The organism is Nocardia sp. NBC_01730, from assembly GCF_035920445.1.
Taxonomy (GTDB): Bacteria; Actinomycetota; Actinomycetes; order Mycobacteriales; family Mycobacteriaceae; genus Nocardia.
In genome coordinates this window covers 5,450,383-5,463,121 of record NZ_CP109162.1, presented here as the reverse complement: position 1 = coordinate 5,463,121, position 12,739 = coordinate 5,450,383, and the positions used below count along the sequence as shown (strand labels likewise).

Genomic DNA, 12,739 nt, shown 5'->3' with positions numbered 1-12,739 from the left:
AGTATGGCGTAGGCCATCCGCTTCCATCGAAGCTATATGTCCGCTACCGATTCGCTCTTGGGTTGCCCCTTCTCGAGCCGCAGGGTTTGCGGTCTCAGTCGGAGCAGCGTGGCGAGTCCGACCGCGCAACCAATGACGATGGCGAGTGCGGCCCACCCCGGTGTCGCGTCATGGACCGGCACGTCGTTCTCGACCTTGTTCGGCAGCACCGAGGTGACCGAAGGGAGGTACAGCGCGGCGATCGCCAGCACGCCGCTCGGCCCATAGTGCGGGCGCGCGGTGCCGCAGCAGTAGCCCGCCGTCAATGCGATGACCGCGCTGATCGTCGCGGAGCCGACTCGGCTCATCGCCGTCGACGTGACCACCGCGAACACCGCGATGCCCGCGACGAGCAGGATGGCGATGGCCGTCGAGGGCAGCCGAGCTCCGCCGGCGACGCCGAGAGCGGTCAGCGCGATGAGGATGCACACAACCCAACCCGGCCGGACCGTGTAGCCGACCGCGTCGACGGTGGTGATGAGGCTCACGGCCAGATACACGGCGATGCCGTCCCGGCCGGGCAGCAGCATGGCGGCGGCGGTCGCGGCGACGAGTATCGCGGCCACTGTGATCCCGATCTCGACCACGTGGCCCTCGTCGGGCATCTTGCTGAACTGGCGGCCCAGCCATTCGGTGCCCGCCAGCACGACCGGTGCAAGCACCATGGCCGCGAGGATCGGGGTCACCGGCAGCGCGATCGCCATCCGCGGCGTCTTCTGCTCCTCCGTCCGCGACCAGTTGCGCAAAGTGCTGAAAATCAGCAGCGCGACGGTCACTCCGATCAACCAGCGCGGTGGGGTCTCCAGCACCACGGACGGGTCCGTGTCGGTGTCGAGCAGCTCCGCGAGATCGCCGAAGACGAAGAATGCGACGCCGCCCACCGCGAAGGCCGCGGCGGGCAGCGGCCTGCGCAGCACCACCGCGCCCAACGCGCCGAGCAGTATCGCGCCACACACCGAGTCGATGTAATTCTCCGTGGTCAGCATGTCGGCGGAGGAAGCGTGGCGTCCGGCGAAGTGATTGATCAGCTGCCCGACCGCGCCCGCCAGTGCTGTCGCCCACCCCGTCACCGGCCGGGTCGTGGTGGTGATCAGCACGGCCACGGTGACGGCGATGATCACGGCCAGCGCGGCGGCGCGCGCCCCGCTGTTCATCAGGCTGGAAATCCGCTGATCCGTCGTCGGAGTCGCGACGGTGAAGGCGACGGGCAGGAACAACGTGATCCCCGCGACCGCGGCTCCGATGAAGGCCGTTGTCGCGTCGACCGCCTCGCCGATCCTGCGCACGGTTGTCGAAGATACCTGCGTTCATCGCGCGAAACTGGCGATTGCCATCTATTCGCTGACGCATATCGATGGCGCGAAAATGCCGGGAAATTCTGGTTTACCAGAAGTTGCCCGAAGGTCGGCTAGAGGTAGCGGCCTTCGCTGCCTGCCGCCTGACCGCGCGTCTCCGCATAGCGGCGCAGCGAATCGATCTGGAGCGGGTCGAGCGAGGGCCGTACCGCCGCCTTGGCGGCTGCCACGTCGGCCGCGGTGACGTCGGCGGCGTCCATGTCCCGCCGCATCGCGGCGAGCGCGGCCTCGCGCAGTACGGCGGTGCAGTCGGCGGCCGAATAGCCGTCCAGTTCGCGCGCGAGCGCGGCGAGGTCGACGTCGTCGGCCAGCGGCACCGCGCGGCCCGACGTGCACAGGATCTCGTGCCGCGCGGCCGCGTCCGGCGGTGGCACGAAGACCAGCCGTTCCAGCCTGCCCGGCCGCAGCAGCGCCTGGTCGATCAGCTCCGGCCGGTTGGTCGCGCCGAGCACCACCACGTCGCGCAGCGGCTCCACACCGTCGAGTTCGGTGAGCAGTGCGGCGACCACCCGGTCGCCGACCCCGGAGTCGGCGCTCTGGCCGCGGCGCGGAGCCAGCGCGTCCACCTCGTCCAGGAAGATCAGTGACGGCGCGGAATCGCGGGCGCGCTGGAACAATTCGCGCACCGCCCGCTCCGACGAGCCGACCCACTTGTCCAGCAGCTCGGCGCCCTTCACCGCATGCACGCTGAGCTGCCCGCTGCCCGCCAGCGCGCGCACCAGGAAGGTTTTGCCGCAGCCGGGCGGGCCATAGAGCAGCACACCGCGCGGCGGGTCGATGCCGAGGCGAGCGAACGAGTCCGGGTGGCGCAGCGGCCACAACACCGATTCGGTGAGCGCCTGCTTGGTCTCCACCATGTCGCCGACGTCGTCGAGCGCGAGACTGCCGATGGCGAGTTCCTCCATGCCCGAACGCGACAGCGGCCGGATCACCTCGAGCGCGCCGAAGAGATCCGGCTGGGTGAGTTGCGGGTCACCGTGGTTCTTGCTGGCCCGCGACGCCGCGCGCAGCGCCGCCTCACGGCACAGCGCGGCAAGATCGGACGCCACGAATCCTGGTGTGCGCGCCACGATCTCATCGAGTTTCAGCTCCCCGGTCGGCACCCGGCGCAGCAGCTGTTCGAGTAATGCCTTGCGCACGGCGGCGGTGGGCAGCGGCAGTGTGAGTTCGCGGTCGCACAGGTCGGGTGCCCGCAGCCGCGCGTCGATGCCGGCCGGATGCGCGGTGGTCGCCAGGAACGCGACGGACGGCTCGCTGACCGCGGCGCGCAGCTGGTCGAGGATGAGGGTGGCCACCGGATCGGCGTCCGCGGGTAGCAACGCGTCGATGTCGGTGATGAGCAGGATGCCGCCCTGGCCGGAGCTGACGTCGGCCACCCCCTGGGCGACTTCGCGCAGACGCGCGCCGCTCTCGGCCGCGCCGATGGTGGGGCCGTCCAGCTCGACGATGCGGCGCGGCGCTGTGACGGCGCGCGCCAGTGTGGCTTTGCCGACGCCCGCGGGTCCGGTGATCAGCACGCCGAGATGCGGTGTCGCACCCAGTGTTCGCAACAGTTCGGGTTCGTCCAACGCGAGGCTGAGCCATTCGCCGAGCTTCGCGGCATGCCCGCGCACACCCGCCAAATCCTCGACCGTGACGCTCGGCGTGTCTGTGGTCGGCGCGTGTCTGCCCGCCGGTGCGCCATTCGTTCCCGCGGCCGTCTCGAACGCGGCGGCCTCGGTGGCGCCGCGCGAGGACTCACCCGCTGGAATCGGCGTTCCGGCCAGGGCCAGATCGGCGGCGGTCCTGGCGGCGACAACGCCCGCGCCCCAGACGGCCGCGGTGTTCGGCTGCACGCTCACCGGTCCGCGCGGATCGGTGGCGGTGACGGTGAGCAACTCGGTGGTCCACGCGATGCCGAAGGTGCGCGAGAGCGCCTGGGTGGCCGCCGAGGAGCTGATGTCGGGGCCGAGGTCGCGTGGAAGCAGGGAGACCGCGTCGCCCACCGTGACGACCTTGCCCAGCAGCGCCTGACGCAGTGTCGCGGCCGGAATGGTGCGGGTGGCGTGCACCGAACCGCTCAGCGAGATCTGTCTGGCGCCGCACACCGTCGCCGGGGCGACCACCACCGTCGCGTCCTCACGCAGCCCGGCGTTCGACAGCGTCACGTCGTCGAGCAGAGCGATCCCGGCGGGCGTTCCCTTGGGTGCGACACCGGCCACCGCGGCCGTGCGCCGCGACCCCACTAGCGCGATCCCGTCCCACTCCCGTAGCCCGAGCGCGGTCAGCGCCTCCGGATGCAGCCGCACCACACCACGCCGGGCGTCGGCCGCGGAGGGATTCAGTCGGGCGGTGAGCTCGAGTTCTGCCACCATGCCATTCTGCCGCGCGATACTGCGGTCGGTAAGCGGGCCGTGGAATCCATCTGAGACCGGAAGCTGCTCCAGACATCGATCAGGCCCGATCCGAGGGACGCGGACCGGGCCTGACGAATCCGTTGAGGGCAGATTCATGCAGTAGGACATCAACTGTGAGTTCCGGATCTTCGAGGCGGGCCTGTCTACGGGTGGCCAGTTCGATACGTCCTTCGACTGCCTCGGGGGACAATTTCGGTATTTCCGACCAGGCTAGCGCGCAGCGATACGTGGGGGTCTGAAGTAGACCGGGGAGGATTGTCACCTTCCACGCGGTCGACACAGTATGGAGCGAGATGGCGGCATGTTTCTCGTGCAGCATGAAATCGCTTCCGTGCCAAGGACTGTAGCGTCGTGCACCGACAGGCCCGCCCGGCTCGGGATGCGGCAAGCATTGGAACCAGAGGGCGTGAACCTGCTCCTGTACGCCGAGGACGCCGAGGACGCCGAGGACGCCGAATTCTCGCGCTACGTAGCGGTCTGTGAGTGAGCGCCTTGTCCGCGGCCGTATTTCACAACACGCGCGACAGCCCATACCGGTGGGTAGTCGTCGGCAATGGCGAGGATCGACGGGTACGGCTGTTCATCCAGGGCGGTGTGCGACCGTGCGAGCGTGATCTACCGCTCGGCTATTTCTTCACAATTCCGGCGGCTACCGCGACCGACGTGTCCGCCACGCTCGGCGACAAGCAGACCAGCTTGGCGGTGCCGAGGGCGACATTCGGGCTGCCCTCGAACGGGCTGCCCGGGTTCTCCGCGAGGATCTGCTCGATCAGCGTTTTCTCACCCTCGCTGTCCAGCTTCTTGAACTCGCCGCAGGTGGTGCTCGACGCGGGGCCGAGGGAGGAATCGTTCTGCTTCGTCGTGGTGGTCGGACTGTCCGCGTCGGTGCTCGGCGCCGTGGTCCCAGGAGCGCCGGTCGTGTGCGTGGCGGGGGTAGTAGTGGTGCTGGTGCTCGACGAGTCGTCGCGCAATCCGTTCGCGGTGGACTCGTCCTGCCCGCCGCAACCTACCAGCAGGAAACCGACCGTCCCGACGGCCAGGACGATGGCGGAAGTTCGCTTCATACCGTGCTTTCCCGGGTGGATCGATGTGCCGGAGCCTCCGGCGCGTTCGGTGCAGCGTACCGGGTCGGCCCGGATCAGTGGATGCGTGCCTGCCAGTCCGCGGGAACCCGGTCATGGGGGCCGGGCACGCCTTGATCCGCCGGGTGGCTGTGCGGTGGGGCCAATTCCGGCCCGCCACCGTACATTTCTTCGGTGTGGAAGTTGTAGTACCAGTTCTCGCCCGGCTCGAAGCTCTGGATGAACGGGTGCCCGGTGTCTTTCGCGTGCTTGGTGGCATGCTGCGCGGGCGAGGTGTCGCAGCAGCCGACGTGGCCGCACTGGGCGCAGCGACGCAGGTGGACCCACCAGCCGCGGTTCGCTTCGCATTCCAGGCAACCGGGCCCGCTGGGTTGTGCCGCGAGATCGATGCCCTCGAGCTGCTCTGTCATCAGTGCCCTCCTGCGTTCGATTCCAGTTCGGCCTGATCGTCCTCGGGCCGGTGCAGCGGCAGCCAGACGGTGAACCTGGTGTCGCCTGGCTCGGAGTCCACCTGGATGTCGCCGCTGTGCTTGTTCACCACGATCCGGAACGAGATGTCCAGGCCGAGCCCGGTGCCCTCGCCCATCGGCTTGGTCGTGAAGAACGGTTCGAAGATCCGGCTGCGGTCCTCCGGCGGGATGCCGGGCCCGGTGTCGCCGATCTCCACGACGGCGCAGTCTTTCTCGTGCCTGGTGCGGATGGTCAACGTGCCGTTTCCATTCATCGCGTACACCGCGTTGTCGATCAGATTGGTCCACACCTGGTTCAGTTCCGCCGCGAAGCAGGGCACTTGCGGCAGCGTCCGGTCGTACTCCTTGACCACCTGCAGCTCGTCGCCGATCTTGCGGCTGAGCATGACCAGCGTGCTGTCCAGCAGCTCGTGGATGTCGACCACCTGGAACGGCGCCCTGTCCATCTGCGAGTACTGCTTCGCCGCGTCGACCAGCGAGGAGATGCGCGTGGTCGAGTCGGCGATCTCGTTCATCAGCAACTCGGTCTCGATGGTGTAGTTCAGCCAGCGGATCGCGCCCTGGAAGACCTGCTCCGGAGCGCCCTCCAGAGTGGCCCCCACGCGCTCGAGCCAGTCCGCGTCGAACCCGGCCTGCACGAAGTTCGGCGCGAGATTCCAGCCATCGAGGATGCCGTGGCCCTCGAGCCATTCGCCGAGTACGTCCTCTCGGTCGGCGGCCTCCATCGGCGTGAGCTCCGGCGCTTTCGCGACCTGGTCGGCGGCTTCCTCCTGCAGACGCACGAGGGCGCCGAGGGATTCCGGATCGAACTTGCCATCGGCCATCATCGCCAGCTTGTGCCGCATCCCCGCGACCCGCTCGCGCAGACCCGCGGTGGCGCGCACCGCGGCGGCGGCCGGGTTGTTCAGCTCGTGGGTGAGGCCCGCCGAGAGTGAACCCAGTGCGAGCAGCCGTTCGCGCTCGCCGATCCGCGCGTTGGTGTTCCGGCTACCGAAGAACACGCCCTCCAGCAGGTGCACCGCCATCGGAAACCACTCTTGCATCATCCGGGCGAAGATGTTCGCGTCGAGCACAAAGAATCGTGACGGCCTCGTCACAGACATCGAGCCGTTGTAGGTCTGTTCGACCCTGTCTCCGATGTAGGACATCCAGGCGCCGGAGTAGGCGCCGTGGTGCTCGGTGCGGACCAGCTCGATCTCGGTGCCGCCGGACTGCTTGGTGAGCACCAGCTCGCCGTCCATCAGCACGTAGAAGCAGGTGGCTGGTTCGCCCTCACGGAAGACGAGTCCCGGCTCGATGGTCTCGATCCGGCCGTCGGCGCACAGCCATTCCAGCTGCTCGTCGGACAGCTTCTCGAACAGGAACAGGGCGCGCAGTTCGGCGGGGTCGCAAACAACTCGGCTGCTGCGATCCGCGGTCTGATTCGAAGTCATTGCGAGCCTCCTGATCACGCGAGGTACCGGTGCACGAGCATGACGGCCATCGCGCCCTCACCGACCGCGGAGGCGACGCGTTTGGCCGATTCGGCGTGCACGTCGCCTGCCACGAACACGCCGGGCACGCTCGTTTCCAGATGGTGGGGCGGGCGGGGCAATTCCCAGCCCGCCGGGCGCCCGCCGTCGACGAGCAGGTCCGGGCCCGCGAGCACGTAGCCCGCGTTGTCGCGCGTGACCACGCCCTCGAGCCAATCGGTCTGCGGCGCGGCACCGATGAACAGGAACAGCCGCTCCGCCTCGGCCTTCTCCTCAGCGCTGGTCTTCTTGTTACGCAGCACGATCAGCTGTAGATGGTCGTCTCCGTCGGCGGCGGTCACTTCGGTGTCGGTGTGCACCGCGATATTCGGTATCTGCGCGATCTGCTGGACCAGGTAATGCGACATGGACTGCTCCAGCGAGTCGGCCCGGACCACCAAGTGCACGGTGCGCGCTTTGCGGGAAAGGAACACCGCTGCCTGGCCGGCCGAGTTCGCGCCGCCCACGATGTAGACGTCGTGGCCTGCGCACTCGGAGGCCTCGGTCATGGCCGAGCCGTAGTAGACGCCGCGTCCGGTGAAGTCGTCGACGCCCGGCGCCGGGTGGCGGCGGTAGTCGACGCCGGTAGCGATGATCACGGTGTGCGCGCACAGCCTGCCGCCGTCGGCGAACCGCACGGTGCGCGCGGACCCGTTCACTTCCAGCCCGACCACCTCGCGGGTGGTGATCACCTCGGCACCGAACTTCGCGGCCTGGCGACGCGCCCGGTCGGCCAGCTGCGCGCCGGATAGACCGTCGGGGAAGCCGAGGTAGTTCTCGATGCGCGAGCTCTGTCCGGCCTGTCCGCCGGTCGCGGTCCGCTCGACCAACACGGTGCGCAGCCCCTCGGACGCGCCGTATACCGCAGCGCCCAGACCGGCGGGGCCGCCGCCGACCACGATCAGGTCGTAGAACTCGCCCGCGGGATTGACGGTGAGGCCGACGTTCTCGGCCAGCTCGCCATCGGTGGGTTGCACCAGCGTCGCGCCCGCAGCGGTGATCACCACCGGACAGCGCTCGGGATCGGCCCCCGCCGCCTCGAGCAGCCGCGCGCCCTCGGGCTCGTCGGCCAGGTACCAGCGGTAGGGCAGCTGGTTGCGGGCCAGGAACTCGCGCACCTGCGACGAGCGTGGCGACCAGCGGTTGCCGACCACCTTGGTCTCGGTCACCGGCCGGTGCTCGCTGCTGCGCCATGCGTCCAGCAGGCCGTCCAGCACCGGGTAGAGCTTCTCCTCCGGCGGGTCCCACGGCTTGAGCAGGTAATGGTCCAGGTCGATCACGTTGATCGCGTCGATCGCCGCGTTGGTGTCGGCGTAGGCGGTCAGCAGTACGCGGCGCGCGTACGGGTGCAGGTCCATCGCCTGCTCCAGGAATTCGATGCCGTCCATGCCCGGCATCCGATAGTCGGCGATCAATACCGCGACCGGCTGGCCGCGCAGTTTCATCTCCCGAAGCGCGTCAAGCGCCTGCGCGCCGGATTCCGCGCGCAGAATCCGGTAATCGGCGCCGTAACGGCGGCGCAGATCGCGAACGACCGCCCGGGAAACGCCCGGATCGTCATCGACGCTCAGGATGGCCGGTTTCGGAGCAGCGGGAGAAGTCACCTAACGAGTATGGAGCCTCGGCGCACGGTCTGTCGTGGTCGATCGCCGAGGGCTCAGAATCGGTGGTGCAGGACGAGATCGAGTTCGGTCGGAGTGAGTAGTCGCTCCAGTAGTTCTTCCTGGGCGGCGGTACGGGTGCTGCGCAGCGAAGACGACGTGCCTCGGGCGGTTTGCCCGTCCACGGGTTCGATAGCGGGAAGCAGCGGAACCGGGTCCGCGTGCCGACGATGTAAGAGGGAGCGCAGTTTCACGGCCGATCACCTCACGTTGGTACGCCGAAAGTTGGAGGCAGTGTCTGATGCTTCATCTATCCGCAATTGTGCGCCGACCATTACACCGCCAGTGCGCAACGAGCAGAAATGTGATGCAACTGTCTTCGCGATCAAGAAGCAACTGTCTCTCCGATTAAAATGTGTGTGACTCGTCGAACGCGCTCGGACGGACATCCGTCGGTCCGTCGCATGTATTCCGGAGGCAGCGTTGCCGAAAAATCTCGAAGCTACCATTGATATCTCCGCGCCGCCGGAGCGAGTGTGGGCGGTGGTCTCCGATCTCGAACGGATGCCCGAGTTCAGCCCGCAGTGCGTCCGCATGGTGGCGCTCGGCGCACCCAAGGCGGGCACCTGGACGATCAATCTGAATCGCGACGGCAAGAAGTACTGGCCGACCACCGCCCGCATCGTGCGCTATGAGCCGAACCAGGCGTTCGCCTTCCGGATCAACGAGAACCGCAGCATCTGGAGCTACACACTGGAGCCGACCGAGACCGGCACCCGGCTGATCGAACGGCGGGACGTGCCCAACGGCACCACCTGGTTCTCCCGCAGGGCGATCAACGCGGCGCTCGGTGGCGAGCATCCGTTCGAGGAGGCGCTGGTGCGCGGCATGAACGAGACGCTCGGCAAGATCAAGAACGCCGTCGAGGCGAGCGCGTAGCCGCACCCGTGACGACTGGCCATGCCATGGCACGTGCCTTCGTCGACGCGAAGGCGAGTGCCGCAAGGTACGCGGTGCTGAACCCTACCGCCAGGTCGGCAGGATCACGACCTGCGCCGCGTAGGACAGACCCGCGCCGAACGCGATGAGCAGCGCCCGGTCGCCCGGCTTCGACTCGCCCTTGCGCAGCAGCGCCTCCATGGCAAGCGGAATCGAGGCGGCCGAGGTGTTTCCTGCCTCCTCGATGTCGTTGGCCAGTGCGCAGTCCTTGGGCAGTTTCAGCACCCTTGCCATGATCTCGATGATGCGGCCGTTGGCCTGGTGCGGAATCATCGCGTTCAGGTCTTCGGTGGACAGTCCGGCGCGGTCGACGGCGTCGCGGCACACCTTCTCCAATGAGTGCGCGGCCCAACGGAACACCGCCGTGCCCTCCATGGTCAGGTAAGGCCGCACCGCGTCGAGGCCCTTTTCATCGATCTCGTGGAAGTACTCCATCCAGTCCTTGTCCTGGCGGATTGCGTGGTGCTGGGTGCCGTCCGAGCCCCACACCGTCGGGCCGATGCCCTGCTCGTCGGAGGGGCCGACGATCACCGCGCCCGCGCCGTCGGCGAAGAGGAAGGCGGTGGAGCGGTCGGCTGGGTTGATCGTGTTGGTCAGCTTCTCGACGCCGACCACCAGCACATGCGCGGCGGTACCGGCCCGGACCAGATCCGAGGCCAGTGCGAGCGAGTGGCAGAAGCCCGCGCACCCCGCCGAGATGTCGAAGGCCGCGGCGCCGTTCATGCCGAGCTCGGTGGCGATCTGCGGGGCCGCGGCCGGCGTCAGCAAGAGATGCGTTGACGTAGCAACGATCACGCAATCGACTTGGTCGACCGCGATGCCCGACGATTCGAGCGCTCCGCGGGCGGCCGCGACGCTCATACTGTGCAGCGTCTCCGATTCGTCGGCGAAGCGCCGGGTCCTGATCCCCGACCTGGTCCGAATCCACTCGTCGCTCGAGTTGATCGGACCAGCCACCTCGTCGTTGGTGACCACTCGAGCAGGGCGGTATACGCCGAGCCCGAGGATCGCCGTGTGCGCTGCCCCGGTGGTCTGGGCGATTCGAGCAGCCATCTGCGTCTCCTATGTACCTGCGGCGCCGCCGCCGGGTTGTCCCCGAAGCATTGAAATCGGTCCCTCGTCAGCCATGGCCTGCGACGGCGTAGACATGAGGGCTCCTCATATTAGCCCGATAGTCGCTCATGTGGCGCGCGTATTCTCACAATCGGCGGGTATCCCCTCGAAGCACGCCGATGCACTTGCGGCGTGGACCCAACTAGTGATTCGAGGACACCATGCTCGGACTCGGGATTATCGGATGGATCATCATCGGCGGTCTTGCTGGATGGATAGCCAGCAAGATCATGAAGACGGACGCCCAGCAGGGCATCCTCCTCAATATCCTTGTCGGCATCGTCGGTGGCCTACTCGGCGGGTTCCTCTTGAAGGTGCTGGGCGTCGATGTCGAGGGCGGCGGCCTCTGGTTCAGCTTCTTCACCTGCCTCGGCGGTGCGGCGATTCTGTTGTTCCTGGTGAAGCTGGTGACCGGGCGTAGAGTCAGGTCCTGAGGGCCGGTGCCACAGGTTCCTTTCCCGTAAGGTGTGAACGCTTGCGCCAGTCCTATCGTCGAGGGCGCAACCTGTCTGCATCGAGCACGAAAGAGGAACCTGTGGCCCGCCGTCCCACCCCGCCCGGCACGCCTGAACGCACCGGGGTCGGCCATGTCGCCGACCTGGTCCGCAACGCGATTCCCCCCTTGCATCCCGCCGGGCTTCCGTTCGTCGCCGTACCGCTAGCGGTCGCCGTGGCCGGCGGCAGACGCAAGTGGGTGCGCCGGACGGGTCTGCTGGCCGCGGCGGCCTGTGCGACGTTCTTCCGGCACCCGAACCGGGTGCCGCCGAATCGCATCGGCGCCGTGGTCGCCCCCGCCGACGGCGAGATCGCCCTCGTCGACACCGCCGCTCCGCCCGCGGAGTTGGGCCTCGGCGACCAGCCGCTGCCCAGAGTCAGCATCTTCCTGTCCGTGCTGGACGTGCACGTGCAGCGCACGCCGGTCTCCGGCGTCGTGCGCACGGTGCTGCATCAGCCCGGCCAGTTCCGCTCGGCAGACCTGCCCGAGGCCAGCTCGGTGAATGAGCGCAACAGCATGGTGCTGGAAACGTCCAACGGACAGCAGGTCGTCGTCGTGCAGATAGCCGGGCTGCTCGCCCGCCGGATCGTCTGCGACGCGCAGGTCGGCGACGTGCTCACGATCGGCGACACCTACGGCCTGATCCGCTTCGGCTCCCGGGTCGACACATACTTCCCGCCGGGCACCGAGCTGCTCGTCGAGCCAGGCCAGCGCACCATCGGCGGCGAGACCGTACTCGCCGTGCTCGCGTCAACCGAGTCGTGATGGAAGCCGCGGCACCCACACGGCGGCGGCGGCGGACGATCCGGCTGCTGCCGAGCATCGTGACAATCCTCGCGCTGTGTGCGGGACTGTCGGCGGTGAAGTTCGGCCTCGACGGCAAGCTCGACATCGCGCTGGCGATGATCGGCGCCGCGGCCGTGCTGGACACCCTCGACGGCCGCCTGGCCAGGATGCTCGACGCCACCACCAAGATGGGCGCCGAGCTGGATTCGCTGTCGGATGCCATTTCCTTCGGCGTCGCCCCAGCCCTCGTGCTGTACGTGACGCTGCTCAGCAGCAACAGCGCGGGGTGGATCGTCTCGCTGCTGTTCGCGGTCAGCATCGTGCTGCGTCTGGCCCGGTTCAACACTCTGATGGACGACGACACCAGGCCGGAGTGGGCGCGGGAGTACTTCGTCGGTGTGCCCGCTCCGGCGGGCGCGCTCATCGCCATGGTGCCGGTGGCGCTGTTCGTGCAGTTCGGCGACGGCTGGTGGGTCGGCTACTACGAGGTCGCGGCGTGGACGGTTTTCGCGGCGGCGTTGTGCGTCTGCACGATTCCGACGCTGGCCATGAAGTCGGTGTCGGTGGCGCCACAGGCTGCGGCCGGGTTGCTGGTGCTGGTCGCGCTGGCCGCGGCGGCACTGATCACCTACCCGATCGTGCTGCTGCTGGTCCTGGTCGCGTTGTATCTGGGTCACATTCCGTTCGCCTGGCATTCCCAGCGGTGGGTGGCCGCGCGCCCGGAGACCTGGCAGCACAAGCCCGCGGAGCGGCGCGCACAGCGCCGCGCGAACCGGCGGCTGCCCGCGATCCGGCGTCCGGCGATCCGCGGTTCGTCTGCTCGCCTGCGGTTGCGCCGTCCTGGCGGCAAGCAGCGCTAAGAGGAAAATCCGCCGCCGGGCGGTGGAATCT

Annotated in this window: 14 protein-coding genes; 5 read left to right on the top strand and 9 right to left on the bottom strand. The window is 68.1% G+C overall.

The genetic code is table 11. The annotated features are described in order from the left end of the window. Nucleotides 1–32: 32 nt before the first annotated feature. From OHB12_RS22635 to OHB12_RS36425, 3 genes are all read right to left on the bottom strand, one after another. Complete coding sequence (locus OHB12_RS22635; protein WP_327110586.1) at nucleotides 33–1,325, bottom strand: hypothetical protein; 1,293 nt, start codon at nucleotides 1,323–1,325, stop codon at nucleotides 33–35. Nucleotides 1,326–1,447: 122 nt separating this feature from the next. Then, nucleotides 1,448–3,748: an AAA family ATPase gene (locus OHB12_RS22630; RefSeq protein ID WP_327110585.1), complete on the bottom strand. Its 2,301-nt coding sequence runs from the start codon at nucleotides 3,746–3,748 to the stop codon at nucleotides 1,448–1,450. Nucleotides 3,749–3,827: 79 nt separating this feature from the next. Continuing rightward, complete coding sequence (locus tag OHB12_RS36425; RefSeq protein WP_442799831.1) at nucleotides 3,828–4,109, bottom strand: Scr1 family TA system antitoxin-like transcriptional regulator; 282 nt, start codon at nucleotides 4,107–4,109, stop codon at nucleotides 3,828–3,830. A 12-nt stretch (nucleotides 4,110–4,121) separates the two neighbouring features. Here OHB12_RS36425 and OHB12_RS22625 point away from each other — a divergent pair, with 12 nt between their 5' ends. Further along, nucleotides 4,122–4,277 carry a hypothetical protein gene (locus tag OHB12_RS22625; RefSeq protein ID WP_327110584.1) on the top strand — a complete coding sequence of 52 codons (156 nt, stop codon included), beginning with the start codon at nucleotides 4,122–4,124 and terminating at the stop codon, nucleotides 4,275–4,277. Nucleotides 4,278–4,416: 139 nt separating this feature from the next. Here the strand turns inward: OHB12_RS22625 and OHB12_RS22620 are convergent, their stop codons facing one another. The 5 genes from OHB12_RS22620 to OHB12_RS22600 all read right to left on the bottom strand — a co-directional run bounded on the left by OHB12_RS22620 (nucleotide 4,417) and on the right by OHB12_RS22600 (nucleotide 8,708). Then, nucleotides 4,417–4,854, bottom strand: coding sequence for a hypothetical protein (locus tag OHB12_RS22620; RefSeq protein WP_327110583.1), 438 nt, complete (start codon nucleotides 4,852–4,854; stop codon nucleotides 4,417–4,419). Nucleotides 4,855–4,928: 74 nt separating this feature from the next. Continuing rightward, nucleotides 4,929–5,282 carry a UBP-type zinc finger domain-containing protein gene (locus OHB12_RS22615; protein ID WP_327110582.1) on the bottom strand — a complete coding sequence of 118 codons (354 nt, stop codon included), beginning with the start codon at nucleotides 5,280–5,282 and terminating at the stop codon, nucleotides 4,929–4,931. Then, nucleotides 5,282–6,775: an ATP-binding protein gene (locus OHB12_RS22610; RefSeq protein WP_327110581.1), complete on the bottom strand. Its 1,494-nt coding sequence runs from the start codon at nucleotides 6,773–6,775 to the stop codon at nucleotides 5,282–5,284. Before OHB12_RS22610 ends, OHB12_RS22615 begins: the two co-directional genes overlap by 1 nt. A gap of 14 nt (nucleotides 6,776–6,789) precedes the next feature. Beyond that, nucleotides 6,790–8,457, bottom strand: coding sequence for an FAD-dependent oxidoreductase (locus OHB12_RS22605; RefSeq protein ID WP_327110580.1), 1,668 nt, complete (start codon nucleotides 8,455–8,457; stop codon nucleotides 6,790–6,792). A gap of 53 nt (nucleotides 8,458–8,510) precedes the next feature. Continuing rightward, nucleotides 8,511–8,708, bottom strand: coding sequence for a hypothetical protein (locus OHB12_RS22600; protein WP_327110579.1), 198 nt, complete (start codon nucleotides 8,706–8,708; stop codon nucleotides 8,511–8,513). Between the two features lie 229 nt (nucleotides 8,709–8,937). Between OHB12_RS22600 and OHB12_RS22595 the strand changes: the two genes are divergently transcribed. Then, complete coding sequence (locus tag OHB12_RS22595; protein ID WP_327110578.1) at nucleotides 8,938–9,393, top strand: SRPBCC family protein; 456 nt, start codon at nucleotides 8,938–8,940, stop codon at nucleotides 9,391–9,393. 84 nt (nucleotides 9,394–9,477) lie between these two features. Here OHB12_RS22595 and OHB12_RS22590 read toward each other — a convergent pair whose 3' ends face one another. Further along, nucleotides 9,478–10,506, bottom strand: a complete 1,029-nt coding sequence (locus OHB12_RS22590) for a beta-ketoacyl-ACP synthase III (protein WP_327110577.1) — start codon at nucleotides 10,504–10,506, stop codon at nucleotides 9,478–9,480. Nucleotides 10,507–10,727: 221 nt separating this feature from the next. Here OHB12_RS22590 and OHB12_RS22585 point away from each other — a divergent pair, with 221 nt between their 5' ends. From OHB12_RS22585 to OHB12_RS22575, 3 genes are all read left to right on the top strand, one after another. Beyond that, nucleotides 10,728–11,000 (top strand): GlsB/YeaQ/YmgE family stress response membrane protein, encoded by a 273-nt coding sequence (locus tag OHB12_RS22585; RefSeq protein ID WP_327110576.1) that lies wholly within the window; start codon nucleotides 10,728–10,730, stop codon nucleotides 10,998–11,000. A 101-nt stretch (nucleotides 11,001–11,101) separates the two neighbouring features. After that, a complete protein-coding gene (locus tag OHB12_RS22580; protein WP_327110575.1) occupies nucleotides 11,102–11,827 on the top strand; it encodes a phosphatidylserine decarboxylase in 726 nt (241 codons plus the stop codon). Continuing rightward, nucleotides 11,827–12,708 carry a CDP-alcohol phosphatidyltransferase family protein gene (locus tag OHB12_RS22575; protein WP_327110574.1) on the top strand — a complete coding sequence of 294 codons (882 nt, stop codon included), beginning with the start codon at nucleotides 11,827–11,829 and terminating at the stop codon, nucleotides 12,706–12,708. Before OHB12_RS22580 ends, OHB12_RS22575 begins: the two co-directional genes overlap by 1 nt. The last annotated feature ends 31 nt before the right edge of the window (nucleotides 12,709–12,739 follow it).

Coding starts and splice junctions, on each gene's coding strand:
- OHB12_RS22630 (WP_327110585.1), bottom strand. CDS start 3,748: ATGGTGGCAGAACTCGAGCTCACCGCCCGACTGAATCCCTCCGCGGCC.
- OHB12_RS36425 (WP_442799831.1), bottom strand. CDS start 4,109: ATGCTGCACGAGAAACATGCCGCCATCTCGCTCCATACTGTGTCGACC.
- OHB12_RS22620 (WP_327110583.1), bottom strand. CDS start 4,854: ATGAAGCGAACTTCCGCCATCGTCCTGGCCGTCGGGACGGTCGGTTTC.
- OHB12_RS22615 (WP_327110582.1), bottom strand. CDS start 5,282: ATGACAGAGCAGCTCGAGGGCATCGATCTCGCGGCACAACCCAGCGGG.
- OHB12_RS22610 (WP_327110581.1), bottom strand. CDS start 6,775: ATGACTTCGAATCAGACCGCGGATCGCAGCAGCCGAGTTGTTTGCGAC.
- OHB12_RS22590 (WP_327110577.1), bottom strand. CDS start 10,506: ATGGCTGCTCGAATCGCCCAGACCACCGGGGCAGCGCACACGGCGATC.
- OHB12_RS22585 (WP_327110576.1), top strand. CDS start 10,728: ATGCTCGGACTCGGGATTATCGGATGGATCATCATCGGCGGTCTTGCT.
- OHB12_RS22575 (WP_327110574.1), top strand. CDS start 11,827: ATGGAAGCCGCGGCACCCACACGGCGGCGGCGGCGGACGATCCGGCTG.